The organism is Streptomyces sp. NBC_01476 (genome assembly GCF_036227265.1).
GTDB lineage: Bacteria > Actinomycetota > Actinomycetes > Streptomycetales > Streptomycetaceae > Actinacidiphila.
Genome location: NZ_CP109446.1, coordinates 5,967,180 through 5,984,950, shown reverse-complemented (window position 1 = coordinate 5,984,950; position 17,771 = coordinate 5,967,180). Strand labels below are relative to the sequence as shown.

Below are 17,771 nucleotides of genomic sequence, written 5' to 3'. Positions count from 1 at the left end.
TGTCTGTGCAAGGGCCGGCCTGTGGACAACTCCCGGCCGGTTCCGAACGCGCTCGGTCAGCTCGAAACGCGTGCGGCCAGCGCGTCGCCGATCTCCACCGTGGAGCGGGCCGGCTTGCCCCCGCGCTCGGCCAGGTCGGTCCGGACGGCCGCGTCGATCCGGGCCGCCTCCGCGTCGTAGCCGAGATGCCCCAGGAGCAGGGCCACCGAGAGCACGGTCGCGGTCGGGTCGGCCTTGGACTGGCCGGCGATGTCCGGGGCAGAGCCGTGCACCGGCTCGAACATCGACGGGAAGGCGCGGCTGGGGTTGATGTTGCCGCTGGCGGCGACCCCGATGCCGCCGGAGACGGCCGCGGCGAGGTCGGTGATGATGTCGCCGAAGAGGTTGTCGGTGACGATCACGTCGAAGCGTTCCGGCTGGGTGACCAGGAAGATCGTCGCCGCGTCCACGTGCAGGTAGTCGGTGCTGACGTCCGGGAAGTCCTTGCCGACGGCCTGGAAGATCCGCGTCCACAGGCGGCCGGCGTGCACCAGCACGTTGTTCTTGTGCACCAGGGTCAGCTTCTTGCGGGGACGGGCCTGGGCGCGCGCGTACGCGTCCCTGACCACCCGCTCGATGCCGTACGCGGTGTTGAGGCTGACCTCGGTGGCCACTTCGTGCTCGGTGCCGGTCCTGATCGTGCCGCCGTTGCCGGTGTACGGACCCTCGGTGCCTTCGCGGACGACCACGAAGTCGATCTCCGGGCTGCCGGCCAGCGGGGTGCTCACGCCCGGGAAGAGCTTGCTGGGACGGAGGTTCACATGGTGGTCGAAGGCGAACCGCAGCTTCAGCAGGAAGCCGCGCTCCAGGACACCCGACGGCACGGACGGATCACCGATGGCGCCGAGCAGGATGGCGTCGTGCGCCTTCAGCTGTTCCAGGTCGTCGTCGGTGAGGGTCTGTCCGGTGGCGTGGTACCGCTTCGCGCCGAAGTCGTATTCCCTGGTCTCCAGCTTGACGTCCTGCGGGAGGACCGCGGCGAGGACCTTCAGGCCCTCCGTCACGACTTCCTGGCCGATTCCGTCACCGGGGATCACTGCGAGGCTGATGCTGCGAGACATGCCCGGCACCCTACTCCGCGTCCCAGCCCGTGACACACGCTGTCCGCATGTCGGTACAACCGTCTCAGTGCCGTCCGCGTACCGTCACGCGCCGCCCCGCCGCCGTCGCAGCACGGCGCCGGCGGGCCCCTGCGGGGCCCGTCTGGCGCCTGTTGGGGCAACCGTTCAGGCGGCCGCCCGGGCGGCTGTCCGGCGGCCGGGTCTCAGTGGTCCCGCTGGGGCTCGTGACCGGTCTGGCCGCCGTTGTCACGGCGGTCCATGGAGCGCTGAAGGGCGCGCAGCGCGTTCTGGCGGGCGTTCTCGTCCATGGTGATCAACTCCCGTTACAGATCGGAGAGATGGCGATTCATGCGCCGTGGAACGGGGCGGAGAGCCGGGGCCCGCGGGGGTGACCCGCCTGACTGGGCACGATGCTCGTATCCGCCGCTCATCCGATGGGACGAGACGTTCGGCTCTTACAAAAGTAGGTCACCGCCGCCGTGCTGTCTCCACAATTACTCGGACTTCCTACTATCTGAGACGCGGCAGCCGCCAGGCCCGCACGCCCGGCCCCCCGAGGCCGTCTCCGGACCACCCGCCGGCGGCCGGCGGAGCGCGCGGTTCTTCCCCCGGACCCCGGCCGGGGGAAGAACCGCGCGAGGTCAGCCCTGGTGGGGGTAGCGGTAGTCCGTCGGCGGCACCAGCGATTCCTTGATGGCACGGGTCGACGTCCAGCGCATCAGGTTCTGCGCGGCGCCCGCCTTGTCGTTGGTGCCGGAGGCCCGCGCGCCGCCGAAGGGCTGCTGGCCGACCACCGCGCCGGTGGACTTGTCGTTGATGTAGAAGTTGCCAGCCGCGTACCGCAGCGCCGCCATCACCTGGGCCGCGCCCGCCCGGTCCTGGGAGATGACCGAGCCGGTCAGGGCGTACGGCGAGACCGACTCCATCTGGGTGAGCATCGCGTCGAAGTCCGCGTCCTCGTAGACGTGGATGCCGAGGATCGGGCCGAAGTACTCCTCGCGGAAGATCTCGTTGGCCGGGTCGGTGGAGACCAGCACGGTCGGCCGGACGAACCAGCCGACCGAGTCGTCGTAGGTGCCGCCGGCCAGGACCTCGACCGTGGGGTCGGCCTTGGCGCGGTCGATCGCCGCCTTGCTCTTGGCGAAGGCGCGCTCGTCGATGACCGCGCCGAGGAAGTTGCTGAGGTCGGTGACGTCGCCCATGGTGATGCCGTCCACCTCGGCGGCGAACTCCTCCTTGAAGCCGTTCTCCCAGATCGAGCGCGGGATGTAGGCGCGGGAGGAGGCCGAGCACTTCTGGCCCTGGTACTCGAAGGAGCCGCGGGTCAGCGCGGTCTTGAGCACCGCCGGGTCGGCCGACGGGTGGGCGACCACGAAGTCCTTGCCGCCGGTCTCACCGACGATCCGCGGGTAGGAGCGGTAGCGCTCGATGTTCTCGCCGACCGTGCGCCACAGGTACTGGAAGGTCCTGGTGGAGCCGGTGAAGTGGATGCCGGCCAGGTCCGGGTGGGCGAGCGCGACCTCGGAGACCGCGATGCCGTCGCCGGTCACCAGGTTGATCACACCGTCGGGCAGCCCGGCCTCGCGCAGCAGCTTCATCAGCAGCACCGCGGAGTGGGTCTGGGTCGGGGACGGCTTCCACACCACCACGTTGCCCATCAGCGCCGGGGCGGTGGGCAGGTTGCCCGCGATGGCGGTGAAGTTGAAGGGCGTGATCGCGTAGACGAAGCCTTCCAGCGGGCGGTGGTCGAGCCGGTTCCACACGCCGGGAGAGTTGGTGACCGGCTGCTCGGCGAGGATCTGCCGGGCGTAGTGCACGTTGAAGCGCCAGAAGTCGACCAGCTCACAGGGGCTGTCGATCTCGGCCTGCTGGACCGTCTTGGACTGCCCGAGCATGGTGGAGGCGGCGAGCGTCTCGCGCCAGGGGCCCGCGAGCAGTTCGGCGGCGCGCAGGATGATCGCGGCGCGGTCGTCGAAGGCCATCGCCCGCCACGCGGGGGCGGCGGCGAGCGCCGCGTCGACCGCGTCCTGCGCGTCCTGGGTAGTGGCGTTGCCGTAGGTGCCGAGCCTGGCGCCGTGGTTGTGCGGCTGCACGACGTCGAAGCGGTCGCCGCCGCCCATGCGCTGCTCGCCGCCGATGAACATCGGGAGGTCGACCGGATTCCCGGCCAGCTCCTTGAGCTTCGCTTCGAGGCGGGCCCGCTCCGGGCTGCCCGGCGCGTACGAGTGCACCGGCTCGTTGACCGGCGCGGGGACCTGGGTCACGGCGTCCATGAAGCGTTTCTCCTTGTGGTCCGAGGGGGTCTGCGGCCTTGGCCGCTGCTTGGCCGGGGGTGTCGGTGACGACGGGGCCGGAGGTGCGGGGGCGGTGTGGGGGCGGTGCGGGGCTGGGGCGGGGCTGGGGCGTGCTAGCGCGCCGGCGCGAACGAGCGGAGGAAGAAGGCGAGGTTGGCCGGGCGCTCCGCCAGCCGCCGCATGAAGTAGCCGTACCAGTCCGCACCGTAGGGCACATAGATCCGCATACGCTCCCCTTCGTCCGCCAGGCGCCGCTGCTCCGCGGTCCTGATGCCGTAGAGCATCTGGAACTCGTAGGTCCCCGCCGCCCGGTGGTTGCGGGCCGCCAGTTCCTGCGCGATGGCGATGAGCCGGGGGTCGTGCGAGCCGACCATCGGGTAGCCGTCGCCCGCGAAGAGCGTGCGCAGGGACCGTACGTAGGAGCGGTCCACGTCCTTCTTGTCCTGGAAGGCGACCGAGGCGGGCTCCCGGTAGGCACCCTTGACCAGTCGCACCCGGGAGCCCTCGGTGGCCAGCGCACGGGCGTCGTCCTCGGTGCGGAAGAGGTACGACTGGAGGACCGCGCCGGTCCGCGGGTGCGCGCGGCGCAGTTCGCGCAGGACGGCCAGCGTCGAGTCGACGGTGGTGTGGTCCTCCATGTCGAGGGTGACGGTGGTGCCGATCTCCGTGGCCAGGTCGGCGACCTGGCGGACGGACTCCAGCGCGATGTCGTGGCCGCCGTCCGGGAGCGTCTGGCCGAAGGCGGAGAGCTTGACCGAGACCTCGGCGCGGTCGCCGAGCTTCTCGTCGCGCAGCGTCTCCAGCAGCCGCAGGTAGGCGTCGCGGGTGGCGTGCGCGGTGGCCCGGTCGGTGACGTCCTCGCCGAGGTGGTCCAAGGTGACGTCGAGGCCGGAGTCGGTGAGCGCGCGCACGGCGGTCAGCGCGGGGTCGAGGGCGTCGCCGGCCACGAAGCGGTTGACGACGGGGCGGGTGACGGGCGCCGCGGCGACGACGCGGCGCATACGGTCGCTGCGGGCGGCGGCGAGCAACACGGGACCGAGCACGGGGTCCTCCAGCAGGTCCAGCGGGACGGGGCGGCTGAGAAGCTTCGGCGAATCTCCGGCGAACTCGGTCCGCCACCGTGAATCTAGGTATCGGCTACCCCGCGGACCACCGACATGTGTCACGCATCCGGGTGCGGTCCCTCATACAGTTGTATGAGAGGTGTGAGGGAGCGTGGAGCTGTGCGGACGGACTACGGCGGCTTGCAGGAGCTGGTCGACGAGGTGTCGGCGCTGCTCGGCGCGCCCGCGACGCTGGAGGACCGTGACTTCCGGCTGATCGCGTTCGGCGCGCACGACAGCGAGGACGACGCGGCGATGGACCCGGTCCGTACCCGTTCCATCCTCACCCGGCGCTCGACCGCCGAGGTCCGCGACTGGTTCGAGAGCTTCGGCATCACCCGCGCCACCGGGCCGGTCCGGATCCCCGCGGCTCCTTCGGCGGGCGTCTTCCGCGGCCGGCTCTGCCTCCCGGTGCGGCACGGCGGCATCGTCTACGGCTATGTCTGGCTGCTCGACGAGGCCGAGCACTCCCCCGCCCAGCTGGCCGCCGCCATGGCGGTGGCCTCCCGTATCGGCGACCGGCTGGCCGCGTCCGCCGCCACCGGGGCGGAGGCCGGCGGTGCGCTGCGCTCACTGCTCACGGCGGGCACCGGCGCGGCCCGCGACGAGGCGCAGGAGGCGCTGCGCTCGGCGCTGGGCCCGGACGCGGACGAGCCGCACGCCCTGGTGTGCGTCCGGCTGCCGGCCGCCGCCGGTGACGACGAGCTGCCCAGCCCGCGGTCCATCGCGTCGGCCGCCGCCCTCACCCGCCTCCCGGAGCACGCCGCCGCCCTCCTGGTACGGCTCCGGTCGCCGCAGCTGCTTGCCCCCGCCCGGACCGCGGCGGACCGGCTGCTGGCCGCGACCGGCGGCCGGGTGGCGGGAGTCAGCGACGGCCGCACCGCCCTGCGGGAACTCGGCGGCGCCTGGCGGGAGGCCGCGGACGCCGCCCGGGCGGCCGCCGCCGAGCCCGCGCTGGGCCCGGTCGCCCAGTGGACCGAGCTGGGCGCCTACCGCCTGCTCACCGCGCTGCCCAGCGGCGCCGCCCCCGACCCCGTGGTGGCCCCGCTGCTTGCCCCCGCCCACCGCGAACTCGCCCACACCGCCGAGGTCTTCCTCGACCACGCGGGCCAGGCCGGCCGCACCGCCGCCGCCCTGGCCGTCCACCGCCAGACCCTCTACTACCGCCTCTCCCGGATCGAGCAGCTCACCGGTCTCGACCTCGCCAGCGGCACCTCCCGCCTGCTGCTGCACATGGCCCTCAAGGCCGCCCGCCTGTGAAGCGGGGCCGGCCGCGGGGCGGCTGACGCTCCGTCGGCCGGCGGCGATGTCGGTGGTGGGTGCGACGATCTGCGTATGACGGATGAGGACCTCACCTGGCGGGCGTTCCTGACCAGGTGGAGCGAGGAGTGGGCGGATTCCTGGCGACCCGGCGACCGGGGACCGGAAGCCGCGGCGGCCCGGTGGCTGGGATTCGGTCCTGCGGACGAGGCGCGGATCGTTGCCGCCGAGGAGCGGCTCGGCCACCGGCTGCCGCCGTCCTACCGGGAGTTCCTCGCGGTGAGCGACGGGTGGCGGCACGCGGGCCGCTTCGTGGACCTGCTGGCCGGCACCGAAGGGGCGCGCTGGTATCAGGACACGGCGGGGCTCGGCGAGACCTACCGGGAGGACGTGGACGAGGACTCGCCGCGCGAAGCGGTCCTGCTGGCCGGGATGTGGGGCCGCGCGCTGCAGCTCGACCTGGAGTCCGATCTGACCTACGTGCTGATGGACCCGGGGGACATCGGCCCGGACGGCGAGTGGGCGGTGTACTGCTACTTCGGCTGGAGCGGTGAATACCCGCAGAAGTACGCGTCCTTCCGGGACTTCATGGCGTCCAGGTACCGCGACTTCCACCGCGCCCGGGCCGGCGACCACGCGAAGCGGCCGTTCGCCAACGCCACCACCCGCGCCCTGGACGCACGTGTCGAGCAGGCCAGGCGCGACGCCCTGAGCGGCCGGTACGAGGAGGCCGCAGAGGCGCTGGCAGAGGCGGAGTCGTACGGCAGACCGCGCGCGCGAGAGCTGCGCGACCAGATCCGCCGGCTGCTCGGCGAGACCTACCTGGTGACCTTCGGCGCGCACGCGAGCGACCCGGTGTACGCCCCCGAGGTGCTGGCCGTGCTGGCGCTCGGTCATGTGACGTACCGGCGGGACGACGCGAGCTGGCAGTTCGTGGTGCGGTCCGCCTCCGAGGAGGTGCGGGCGCTGGGGAAGGAGACGCTGCGGCGGGTACGGAAGGGCGGCTACGGCTACACCGCGCCCGGCCCCTTCGGCGAAGCGGTGGAGACCGCCAGGGAGCAACTGCGCTGGGGCGGGACGGAAGAGGCCTGGCACACCCTGCTGACGGCGATGCCGCAGTGGCGGCCGGCCGGTCCCGACCAGCTCGCCCCGCTCGGCCTGCTCGCGGACCCGCTGCTCGGGACGCTCTTCACCCCCGAGCACGGCGCGGAACTGCTGGCCACTCCCAGGGGCGAGGCGGCCGGCCCGGCCCCGTCGCCCGCGTCCGCCCCGCCGGACGGCCTTGCCTGGCTGACCCGGCCGCAGCGGGGCCAGGGCCCTGCCGGGTACCGCTTCGTCCTGGTGGAAGGGGCCGGGCCGGCCGAACTGCCCGCGCTGATCGGCGCCGACGGCGCCGCCACCGTGCTGCACGAGCCGATGACGGCGTGGGAAGCACGGAGCAGGCTGCTGAAGATCGGGGAGAGTTCGTCGTACGACGATCGGGCGGTGGTCGGTGTCGGCCGGGCCGGCGACGGCTGGAGCTTCGCCTTCGACGGGCAGCCCGGCCCCTTCAGCGAGCGGCGGTTCACCTCGCCGGCCGCGGCCGCCTCGGTCCCGGGCCGTGCGGTGGTGGTGTGGAGTACACCGCCCCACTCGGCGGGCCGCCCCGCCCTCTTCCGCCTCTCCGTCGCGGAACGCGGCGAGGAGCGGTACGCCTTCACCGTCAAGGAAGCGGAGCACGGCCCGCTGATCCAGCGGACCGGCCAGATACCCGCGGCGCTCGACCCGGATGCCTTCACCACCGACGGCATCTTCGTCGAGTCCTGGGCCCTGGCCGCGCTCGCCGCGGAGTTCGGCGTCTCACTGCCCTGCTTCGCGCTGACCCGGGGGCGCCTGCACACCTTCATCACCCGGTCCTGGATCCGCCCGCCGGGCCCCGGCGAGGGCTACGTGGTGATGCGCGTCGGCATGGCGCAGCCGCCGGGCTGACCCCGGCCGGAACGCCGGGCGCCGCCTCCCCGGGGGAGAGGCGGCGCCCGGAAGCGCCCCGGGATCGTATACGTCAGTCGGTCAGATTGACCGCGCGGGCGGACGTCGCGCCGATCTCCGAGGCGATGTCGGTGAGCACGCCCGCGGGGATCGTGGAGTCGACGGTGAGGGCGACCAGCGCGTCGCCGCCGGCGGTCGACCGGGCCACCTGCATCCCGGCGATGTTGACGCCGACCTCGCCGAGGATGCGGCCGAGGGTGCCGACGACGCCGGGGCGGTCGGTGTAGCTGAGGAACGCCATGTGGTCGGCGAGCACCAGGTCCACGTCGTAGTCACCGATCGCGACGATCTTCTGCACGTTCTTGGGACCGGCCAGGGTGCCGGAGACCGAGACCTCGGTGCCGTCGGCCAGGGTGCCGCGGACGGTGACCACATTGCGGTGGTTGGGGGACTCGCTGCTGGTGGTCAGCCGCACCTCGACCCCGCGCTCCTGGGCGAACAGCGGCGCGTTGACATAGGACACCGTCTCGGCCACCACGTCCTCGAAGACGCCCTTGAGCGCGCTGAGTTCGAGGATCTTGACGTCGTGCTGGGTGATCTCGCCGGAGACCTCGACATCGAGCCGGGCGGCGACCTCGCCGGCCAGCGCGGTGAAGATCCGGCCCAGCTTCTCGGCCAGCGGCAGGCCCGGCTTGACATCCTCGGCGATGACGCCGCCCTGGACGTTCACCGCGTCCGGCACCAGTTCACCGGCGAGCGCCAGCCGTACCGAGCGGGCGACCGCGATCCCGGCCTTCTCCTGTGCCTCGTCGGTAGAGGCACCCAGGTGCGGGGTGGCCACCACGTTGTCGAACTGGAAGAGCGGGGAGTCGGTGCACGGCTCCTTGGCGTAGACGTCCAGGCCCGCGCCCGCCACCCGGCCCTCCTTGAGCGCGGAGGCCAGCGCCTCCTCGTCCACGATGCCGCCGCGCGCCGCGTTGACGATCCGCACCGACGGCTTGACCTTGTGCAGCGCCTCGTCGCCGATCAGGCCGAGCGTCTCGGGGGTCTTGGGCAGGTGCACGGTGATGAAGTCCGACGACTCCAGCAGCTCGTCCAGCGTCAGCAGCTTCACGCCCATCTGGGCGGCGCGGGCGGGCTGGACGTACGGGTCGTAGGCGACGACCTTCATGCCGAAGGCGGCCATCCGCTGGGCGACCAGGACGCCGATCCGGCCGAGGCCGACCACGCCGAGGGTCTTCTCGCTCAGCTCAACCCCGGTGTACTTGTTCCGTTTCCACTCGCCGGCCTTGAGCGCCGCGTTGGCGGGCGCGATGTTGCGGGCGGTGGCGATCAGCAGGCCGCAGGCCAGCTCGGCGGCGGTGACGATGTTCGAGGTGGGGGCGTTGACGACCATCACGCCGGCCTTGGTGGCGGCGGAGACGTCCACGTTGTCCAGGCCGACACCGGCCCGGGCGACGACACGGAGCTTGCGGGCGGCGGTGACCGCCTCGGCGTCCACCTTGGTGGCGCTGCGGATCAAGATGGCGTCGACGTCGGCGATGGCGGACAGCAGTTCGGCTCGGTCCGCGCCGTTGCAGTGCCGGATCTCGAAGTCCGGCCCGAGCGCGTCCACCGTGGCGGGCGACAGCTCTTCTGCGATGAGTACGACAGGCTTCTGGCTCACGTGGTCCTCACTTGTCCTTCGTGGGCGGCCGGGTCCCGTTCGACCGCTCCAGGGAGGCGGGAATGGCATGCCGCGTGGAAGACGCACGACGCTGTGAGCCTGACGCGCTGGTTAAGGCAGTGTATCGGCGGGCCTCTTCGGCGCCTTCGCCGAAATGGAAGGATCACCCGGAGGGGTTGCCGCTTCGTACAAACCCGCCGGCTCACAGCAGTCGGCGGCCCGCACGAAGCGGCGTCCGTGGGAGGGGCCCGCGCGGGACCCGTCCCGATACCTCACCCGGAAGGGTTACGCCTCTTCGTCCACCCAGCTCATCAGCTTGCGGAGCTTCTTGCCGGTGGTCTCCAGCAGGTGGTTCTCGTCGGCCTTCTTGTACTCGTTGTAACGCGGCAGGCCGGCGTTGTACTCGGCGATCCAGTTGTTGGCGAAGGTGCCGTCCTGGATCTCGCCGAGGATCTTCTTCATCTCGGCCTTGGTGTTGTCGTTGATGATGCGGGGGCCGGAGATGTAGTCGCCCCACTCGGCGGTCTCGGAGACCGACCAGCGCATCTTCTCCAGGCCGCCCTCGTACATCAGGTCCACGATGAGCTTCAGCTCGTGCAGGCACTCGAAGTACGCGATCTCCGGCTGGTAGCCGGCCTCGACCAGCGTCTCGAAGCCGGCCTTGACCAGCGCCGAGGTGCCGCCGCAGAGCACCGCCTGCTCACCGAAGAGGTCGGTCTCGGTCTCCTCGGTGAAGGTGGTCTTGATGACGCCGGCCCGGGTGCCGCCGATGCCCTTGGCGTACGACAGGGTCAGTTCGAAGGCCTTGCCGGTGGCGTCCTGCTCGACCGCCGCGATGCAGGGCACGCCGCGGCCTTCCTCGTACTGGCGGCGGACCAGGTGGCCGGGGCCCTTGGGGGCCACCATGCACACGTCGACGCCGGCCGGCGGCTTGATGAAGCCGTAGCGGATGTTCAGGCCGTGGCCGAAGAAGAGGGCGTCGCCGTCCTTGAGGTTGTCCTTGATGGACTCCTCGTAGACGCGGGCCTGGATCGGGTCCGGCACCAGGATCATGATGACGTCGGCCTCGGCGGCGGCCTCGGCGACCGTCACCACGCGCAGGCCCTGCTCCTCGGCCTGCGCCTTGGACTTGGAGCCCTCGTGCAGACCGACGCGCACGTCGACGCCGGAGTCGCGCAGCGACAGCGCGTGGGCGTGGCCCTGGCTGCCGTAGCCGATGACCGCGACCTTGCGGCCCTGGATGATGGACAGGTCTGCGTCGTCGTCGTAGAACAGCTCGGCCACTTCGGGTCTCTCCTTGGATCGGGTTGTACGACCCACCCTAGGACGGGCGGGCGAAGGAAGGTTCTGCGGTCTCGCGATACGGATCGGCGGTGCCGGCCACTGGGCGGTCGCCGGTCGGTCGCCGGCCGCCCCGACAGGTACGCCTCGACCGGTCGGCCTGGGCGGAGTTAGGCGGAGCGGTCGAGGGCGCGCAGCGAGCGGTCGGTGATGGAGCGGGCGCCGCGGCCGATCGCGATGGTGCCGGACTGCACCAGCTCCTTGATGCCGAACGGCTCCAGCATCTTGAGCATGGCCTCCAGCTTGTCCGCGCCGCCGGTGGCCTCGATGGTGACCGCCTCAGGGGAGACGTCCACCGTCTTGGCGCGGAAGAGCTGGACGATCTCCACGATCTGCGAGCGGGTCTCGTTGTCGGCCCGCACCTTCACCAGAACGAGTTCACGCGCGACGGCCGCGGAGGCGTCGAGTTCGACGATCTTCAGCACGTTGACGAGCTTGTTGAGCTGCTTGGTGACCTGTTCCAGCGGGAGTTCGTCGATGACCGCGACCACGATGGTGATGCGGGAGATCTCCGGGTGCTCCGTGGTGCCGACCGCGAGCGAGTCGATGTTGAAGCCGCGCCGGGAGAACAGGGCGGTGATCCTCGCCAGGACACCGGGCTTGTTCTCCACCAGGACGGAGAGGGTGTGCTTGGACATGTCGCGTCGTTCCTTGTCTCTGCCGGTCTGTCCCGGTCGCGGATCAGTCATCGAAGCCGTCGCTGAAGTCCGGGCGGACGTCGCGGGCCGCCATGATCTCGTCGTTGGAGGTGCCGGCCGCGACCATCGGCCACACCATCGCGTCCTCGTGGACGATGAAGTCGACCACCACCGGGCGGTCGTTGATGGAGTTGGCCTTGGCGATGACCGCGTCCAGTTCGTCCGGGGACTCGCAGCGCAGACCGACGCAGCCCATCGCCTCGGAGAGCTTCACGAAGTCCGGCACCCGGGTGCCGCGGTTCTGGATGGAGCCGACGCCCTGGGTGGAGCCGGGGACGCTCTCGGCGCCGGAGTGCAGCACGGTGTTGGAGAACCGCTCCCCGTAGAAGAGGTGCTGCCACTGGCGGACCATGCCCAGCGCGCCGTTGTTGATGATGCCGACCTTGATCGGGATGTTGTTCAGCGCGCAGGTGACCAGTTCCTGGTTGGTCATCTGGAAGCAGCCGTCGCCGTCGATCGCCCAGACGGTGGCGTCCGGCATGCCGGCCTTGGCGCCCATCGCGGCCGGCACCGCGTAGCCCATGGTGCCGGCGCCGCCGGAGTTGAACCAGGTGCCGGGCTTCTCGTACTTGATGAACTGCGCCGCCCACATCTGGTGCTGGCCGACACCGGCCGCGAACAGGGTGTTCTCCGGGGCGAGCTGCCCGATCCGCTCGATCACCTGCTGCGGGGAGAGGCTGCCGTCGGCGGGCAGGTCGTAGCCGAGCGGGTAGGTGTTCCGCCAGAAGTTCAGGTGCTCCCACCAGCCGGTGTAGTCGCCCTTGCGGCCGGCCTCGTGGTCGGCCTGGACGGCGACGATCAGATCGGCCAGCACCTCGCGGGCGTCGCCGACGATCGGCACGTCCGCGGTGCGGTTCTTGGAGATCTCGGCCGGGTCGATGTCGGCGTGCACGATCTTGGCGTTCGGCGCGAAGGTGTCGAGCCGGCCGGTGACCCGGTCGTCGAAGCGGGCGCCGAGCGCGATGATCAGGTCGGCCTTCTGCAGCGCGGTGACCGCGGAGACGTCACCGTGCATGCCGGGCATACCGACGTGCTGCGGGTGGCTGTCGGGGAAGGCGCCCAGCGCCATCAAGGTGGTGGTGACGGGGGCGCCGGTCAGCTCGGCGAGGATCCGCAGCTCCGCGGTGGCGCGCGCCTTGAGCACGCCGCCGCCGACGTAGAGCACCGGGCGGCGGGCCTCGTTGAGCAGCCGGGCGGCCTCGCGGATCTGCTTGGCGTGCGGCTTGGTCACCGGGCGGTAGCCGGGCAGGTCCTGCTGCGGCGGCCAGGAGAAGGTGGTCTCGTTCTGCAGCGCGTCCTTGGCGATGTCGACGAGCACCGGGCCGGGGCGGCCGGTGGCGGCGATGTGGAACGCCTCGGCGATGGTGCGCGGGATCTCGGCCGCGTCGGTGATCAGGAAGTTGTGCTTGGTGATCGGCATGGTGATGCCGCAGATGTCCGCCTCCTGGAAGGCGTCGGTCCCGATCGACTTGGAGGCGACCTGGCCGGTGATGGCGACGATCGGCACCGAGTCCATGTGGGCGTCGGCGATCGGCGTCACCAGGTTGGTGGCGCCGGGTCCCGAGGTGGCCATGCAGACCCCCACCCGGCCGGTGGCCTGGGCGTAGCCGGTGGCGGCGTGGCCCGCGCCCTGCTCGTGCCGGACGAGCACGTGCCGGACCTTCACCGAGTCCATGAGCGGGTCGTACGCGGGCAGGATCGCGCCGCCGGGGATACCGAATACGGTGTCCGCGCCGACGGCCTCAAGCGAGCGGATGAGGGACTGCGCGCCCGTCATGCGCTCGGCGGGGGCGGCGGGCGCCGCGCTGCGGGTCCGCGGTTGCGGATGGTGGGACCCGTTGGCCTGCTCGGTCATCTGCGTTCTCTTCTCTCGAAGATAAGGGTGCTGAGAGGGTGCCGCAGTAGTGCCTCAGCGATGCCGGAGAGCCGCTGGAGGGGTGCTGCGAGGTGGTGCCAGGGGTGGTGCCGGGTGGTGCGGGGCAACAAAAAACCCCTCGTGCCGTGAGGCAAGCGAGGGGAGCGCGTCGGTGCGGGCGAGGCGGTGAGGGCCTCGGTCAGCCGACGCGCTTTCCAAGTACGAGAATTCGGGTGCGCATGGCTTTGACCTTCCTCCGGTCCCCTGTCGGGTGTCAAGCCGGTGGGACAGGCGTCTCAGCATTTGAACGTCTGCCGGGCAGTGGCAGGGGCCGGGCGGTGACCTGCTCCCGCGGCGTTTCCGCTGGTACGGGGTAGTGGCCCCGGCCCAGTGAACCACGCAGCCGGTGCTCGTCCAGCGGCCCGGAGAACGCCATGCCGAGGCCGTGCAGACAGCCCAGCTCGCGCAGCGTCTGCACCTGCTCGGGCCGGTCCAGGCCGTCGGCGACGGTACGGATGCCGAGGTCGGTGGCGATCCGGAGCAGTCCGCCGGTGATCGTGCGCAGCCGGCCCGACTCGACGACGCCCTCGGTGAAGGAGCGGTCCAGCTTCACCACGTCGACCGGCAGGGTGCGCAGTGCGCCCAGCGCGCCGTGGCCGTCGCCGAAGCCGCCGAGCGCGATCCGCACCCCGAGTCTGCGCAGCGCCCCCAGGCGCCGCTCCAGCTCGTCGGGAGCGAGGTGCGGGTCGGCGCCCGGCAGCTCAAGGATCAGCCCGCCGGGGGGCAGGTCATGGCGGCGCAGCAGTGCCTCGACGTCGCTCTCCGGCACCCGGCGCGCGGACAGCCGTACCGTGACGGGGATCCGGTGGCCCGCGCCGTACCGGATCGCGGCCTGCCGTACCGCCTGCTCCAGTACCCACCGCCCCGCCTCTAAGCTCCGGTCCGGGTCCTCGGCGGCGCGCGGGAACTCCGCCGGGGTGAAGGCGATGCCTTGCGAGGACCGCCAGCGGGCCTGCGCCTCGACGCCGCTGATCCGGCCGCCGGAGAGCTCGACCACCGGCTGGTGCAGCAGGGTGAACTCCCCGTCGTCGAGCGCGCGGCGCACCCGCCCGGCCAGTTCGGTCCTGCGTACGGCGTCGGCCTGCATTTGCGGTGCGAAGAGCTCCACCTGGCCCTTGCCGCCCTGCTTGGCGCGGTACATCGCCAGGTCGGCGTTGCGCATCACCTCGGTGGGGGTGGCGCCTGGCTCGGCGAAGGCGATGCCGATGCTGGCGCCGACGCTGACCTCACCGCCGTCCACCCGGTACGGGGCGGACAGGACGCTGCGCAGCCGGTCGGCGATCTCCCGGACGTGGCTCTCGCGCACACCGGGGTCGCTGCCGTCCTGGCCGGTGATGAGGGCCGCGAACTCGTCGCCGCCGAGCCGGGCCGCGGTGTCGCCGGCCCGCAGCGCGTCCTGGAGCCGGCGGGCCGCCTGCACCAGCAGGTCGTCGCCGGCCTGGTGGCCCGAGGTGTCGTTGACCGCCTTGAAGCCGTCGAGGTCCACATAGAGCACCGCGGCCCGGCCGTCCGAGGCGCGGCGGCCGGCCAGCGCGCGGCCGACGCGTTCGGTGAACAGCGCCCTGTTGGGCAGGTCGGTGAGCGGGTCGTGCGAGGCGTTGTGCTGCAACTGGGCCTGCAGACGCACCCGTTCGGTGACGTCCCGGCTGTTGAAGATCAGGCCGCCCTGGTAGCGGTTGACGGTGGACTCGACATGCAGCCAGTCCTCGATGCCGCCCCGGGGACCCTTGGCGCCCTTGCTGTCCCTGGTGCGGTCGGTGCCGCTGGCGCCGTCGGTGCCGTCGGCGGCGTCGTCGGCGCCGGCCCGCTTGCGCTCCTTGCCGCGCCCGCGCCCCGACCGGATCCGGCACTCGATCCGGGTGACGGGTTCCTCGCTCGGCGGGGCGGCCAGGAAGCGGCGCACCTCGTGCAGCACCCGGCCGAGGTCGTCGGGGTGGATGTGGGCGGCGAGTTCGGTGCCGATCATCTGCTCCGGGTCGTTGCCGTAGACGCCCTGCGCGGCGGGGCTGACGTACCGCAGCACTCCGCTCGGCGCGGCGATCATGATGACGTCGCTGGAACCCTGCACCAGGGAGCGGAAGTGGTTCTCCTTCTGGGCGAGTTCCTGGGTGAGGCTGATGTTGTCGAGCAGCATGATGCCCTGCCTGACCATCAGCGCCAGCACCACCGTGGCGCCGGTGATCAGCACGACGCGGTCGCACCTCTGACCCTTGATGATGTTGTAGAGGATGGCCAGGGTGCAGACGGCGGCGGCCAGATAGGGGGTGAGGGCGGTGAGCGAGCCGACCGACTTGCGGGTGGCGCCGCCCGGCCTGCGCGGGGGGTGGACATGGGTGCCGGCCCACGGTGCGAACGCCATCAGCATCGCGCCGGCGAACCAGCCGGCGTCGAGGATCTGGCCGGAGCGGTAGTGGGCGCGCAGCAGCGGTGAGGTGAAGAGCGCGTCGCACAGGACGGTCAGCGCGAGGGCGGCCAGCGCGGTGTTGACGGCCGCGCGGTTGACCGCCGAGCGGCGGAAGTGCAGCGCCAGCACCATGCTGACCAGCACGATGTCCAGCAGCGGATAGGCAAGCGAGACCGCGATCCTGGCGGTGCTCGGTCCGTCCGAGCGGGTGGCCTGGGCCAGCGCCAGGATCCAGGACAAGGTGAGCAGCGATCCGCCGATCAGCCAGGTGTCGAGCCCCAGACAGACCCAGCCGGCCTTGGTCACCGGGCGCTTGGCGAGCACCAGCAGCCCGATGATGGCGGGCGGGGCGAACAGCAGGAAGCAGACGTCGGCGGCGGAGGTCTGCGGCACGGGCTCGCGCAGCACCACTTCGTACCACCCCCAGATGCCGTTGCCGAGGGCGAGCATCGCGGAGGAGAAGCCGAAGAGCAGCCAGGCCGGGCGGTGCGGTCCGGCCACCCGGCGGGCGTAGAGCAGCGCCGAGACGGTGGCGGCGACGGAGGCGGCGGAGAGCCCGAAGTCCCCCATGATCAGGGCGAGTTCGGCGGAGCCCCAGCCGAGGGAGGCACCCGTGGTGTACCCGGCGCAGAGCAGCCCCACCAGCAGCTGCGGCAGCAGGCCGGTCCGGCCGCCGTGCGCCGCGGCCACGGCGAGCGCGGCTCCGGCAGCGCCGCCGGTGCCGCCGCGGGCAGCGCTGCCGGCGGCGGTCACGGCGCGCCCCGGCGCTGTCGGCACGGCCGGTCCGGCCGCGGGATGATCAGGTGTGCGCGGTACATCGCCCGTCGCCCCCCTTGTTTGCTCGTCGTTCACGCGCCGCGATCGCGTCCTCACGGCCGCCGCGTGCCCCCGGAAACGGACGATACACCAGATTCGTCACTCAGCGATAGGTCTCCTCTACTGAGCGTAATCACAAGGGTGTTGGCGGACACGGCGTGCAGTCACCCGGGGCCGTTCGGCACTTCCCCGGGCCACCGGTCCGTCAGCTCGTCGCCACCACGTTCGCCAGCGGTTCACCGGCCGCGAACCGGGACAACTGGTCACGGATCAGCCGGTGTGCCCGCGGTCGGAACGCCGAGGTGCTGCCGCCGACGTGCGGGCTGATCAGGACGCCGGGCGCGTGCCACAACGGGTGCCCCGGCGGCAGCGGTTCGGGGTCGGTGACATCGAGTGCCGCGAGCAGCCGGCCGGACTCGGCCTCGGCGAGCAGCGCCTTGGTGTCCACCACCGGGCCGCGGGCCATGTTCACCAGCAGCGCGCCGTCCTTCATGGCGGCGAGGAAGGGCGCGCCCACCAGCCCGCGGGTCTGCTCGGTGAGCGGGGTGGTGAGCACCACCACGTCGGCGGCCGGCAGCAGGCCGGGCAGCTCGTCCATGGCGTGCACCGGACCGCGCGGCCCGGACCGCGCGGTGCGCGCGACACGGACCACGTCGCACTCGAAGGCGGTCAGACGGTCCTCGACGGCCGCGCCGATCGAGCCGTAGCCGACGATCAGCACCGTGCGGTCGGCCAGCGCGGGGTAGAAACCGGCGTACCACTTCTCGTTGTCCTGGCCGTGCACGAAGCGGGGGATGCCGCGCAGCGACGCGAGGATCAAGGTGAGGGCGAGTTCGGCGGTGCTGGCCTCGTGCACCCCGCGGGCGTTGCACAGGCTCACGCCGGGCGGCAGTTGGCCGAGGTGCGGCGCGATGTGGTCGACACCGGCGCTCAGCGTCTGGATCACCCGGACGTTGCGCATCCGCGGCAGCGGGAGCGCGCCGGCCGCCGGGCCCTTCATGTAGGGGACGACATAGAAGACGGCGTCCTCGGGGTCGGCGGGGAACTCCTCGTCGGTGCCGTCCCAGTGGACGTAGCGGTACGCGTCCGGCAGCCCGTCGACTTCCGCGGGCGGGACGGACAGCCACACCTGGGGGCGCGGGTCGCTGCTCTGGTCGGTGCTCCGGTTGTTCTGGCCCTGGGTTGAATCGGTCATGGTCAGGAGGC

General features: G+C 71.9%; 11 protein-coding genes. 2 read left to right on the top strand and 9 right to left on the bottom strand.

The genetic code is table 11. From position 1 onward, the window contains the following. Positions 1–56: 56 nt before the first annotated feature. From OG552_RS26215 to OG552_RS26205, 3 genes are all read right to left on the bottom strand, one after another. Positions 57–1,100, bottom strand: a complete 1,044-nt coding sequence (locus tag OG552_RS26215) for a 3-isopropylmalate dehydrogenase (protein WP_329136968.1) — start codon at positions 1,098–1,100, stop codon at positions 57–59. Between the two features lie 641 nt (positions 1,101–1,741). Next, complete coding sequence (gene pruA, locus OG552_RS26210; protein ID WP_329136967.1) at positions 1,742–3,373, bottom strand: L-glutamate gamma-semialdehyde dehydrogenase; 1,632 nt, start codon at positions 3,371–3,373, stop codon at positions 1,742–1,744. Between the two features lie 134 nt (positions 3,374–3,507). Then, a complete protein-coding gene (locus tag OG552_RS26205; protein WP_329136965.1) occupies positions 3,508–4,437 on the bottom strand; it encodes a proline dehydrogenase family protein in 930 nt (309 codons plus the stop codon). Positions 4,438–4,590: 153 nt separating this feature from the next. Between OG552_RS26205 and OG552_RS26200 the strand changes: the two genes are divergently transcribed. Together OG552_RS26200 and OG552_RS26195 are read left to right on the top strand one after the other, a co-directional pair. Continuing rightward, entirely contained in the window at positions 4,591–5,757 is a 1,167-nt protein-coding gene (locus OG552_RS26200) for a PucR family transcriptional regulator (protein WP_329136963.1), read from the top strand. 75 nt (positions 5,758–5,832) lie between these two features. Then, positions 5,833–7,725: an SMI1/KNR4 family protein gene (locus OG552_RS26195; RefSeq protein ID WP_329136961.1), complete on the top strand. Its 1,893-nt coding sequence runs from the start codon at positions 5,833–5,835 to the stop codon at positions 7,723–7,725. Positions 7,726–7,798: 73 nt separating this feature from the next. On the opposite strand, the gene serA is transcribed toward OG552_RS26195, so the two are convergent. The 6 genes from serA to OG552_RS26165 form a co-directional block, all read right to left on the bottom strand. Beyond that, the gene (serA, locus tag OG552_RS26190; protein WP_329136959.1) at positions 7,799–9,391 is read right to left on the bottom strand and encodes a phosphoglycerate dehydrogenase; all 1,593 of its coding nucleotides are present in this window, start codon (positions 9,389–9,391) and stop codon (positions 7,799–7,801) included. Between the two features lie 285 nt (positions 9,392–9,676). Then, entirely contained in the window at positions 9,677–10,675 is a 999-nt protein-coding gene (ilvC, locus tag OG552_RS26185; protein ID WP_329136958.1) for a ketol-acid reductoisomerase, read from the bottom strand. Between the two features lie 167 nt (positions 10,676–10,842). Then, the gene (ilvN, locus tag OG552_RS26180) at positions 10,843–11,370 is read right to left on the bottom strand and encodes an acetolactate synthase small subunit (RefSeq protein ID WP_329136955.1); all 528 of its coding nucleotides are present in this window, start codon (positions 11,368–11,370) and stop codon (positions 10,843–10,845) included. Between the two features lie 43 nt (positions 11,371–11,413). Continuing rightward, positions 11,414–13,285 (bottom strand): acetolactate synthase large subunit, encoded by a 1,872-nt coding sequence (locus OG552_RS26175; RefSeq protein WP_329136952.1) that lies wholly within the window; start codon positions 13,283–13,285, stop codon positions 11,414–11,416. A gap of 274 nt (positions 13,286–13,559) precedes the next feature. Then, entirely contained in the window at positions 13,560–16,502 is a 2,943-nt protein-coding gene (locus tag OG552_RS26170) for a sensor domain-containing protein (RefSeq protein ID WP_443071199.1), read from the bottom strand. 268 nt (positions 16,503–16,770) lie between these two features. After that, entirely contained in the window at positions 16,771–17,694 is a 924-nt protein-coding gene (locus OG552_RS26165) for a 2-hydroxyacid dehydrogenase (protein WP_329141141.1), read from the bottom strand. Positions 17,695–17,771 lie beyond the last annotated feature (77 nt).

Coding starts and splice junctions, on each gene's coding strand:
- OG552_RS26215 (WP_329136968.1), bottom strand. CDS start 1,100: ATGTCTCGCAGCATCAGCCTCGCAGTGATCCCCGGTGACGGAATCGGC.
- pruA (WP_329136967.1), bottom strand. CDS start 3,373: ATGGACGCCGTGACCCAGGTCCCCGCGCCGGTCAACGAGCCGGTGCAC.
- OG552_RS26200 (WP_329136963.1), top strand. CDS start 4,591: ATGAGAGGTGTGAGGGAGCGTGGAGCTGTGCGGACGGACTACGGCGGC.
- OG552_RS26195 (WP_329136961.1), top strand. CDS start 5,833: ATGACGGATGAGGACCTCACCTGGCGGGCGTTCCTGACCAGGTGGAGC.
- ilvN (WP_329136955.1), bottom strand. CDS start 11,370: ATGTCCAAGCACACCCTCTCCGTCCTGGTGGAGAACAAGCCCGGTGTC.
- OG552_RS26175 (WP_329136952.1), bottom strand. CDS start 13,285: ATGACCGAGCAGGCCAACGGGTCCCACCATCCGCAACCGCGGACCCGC.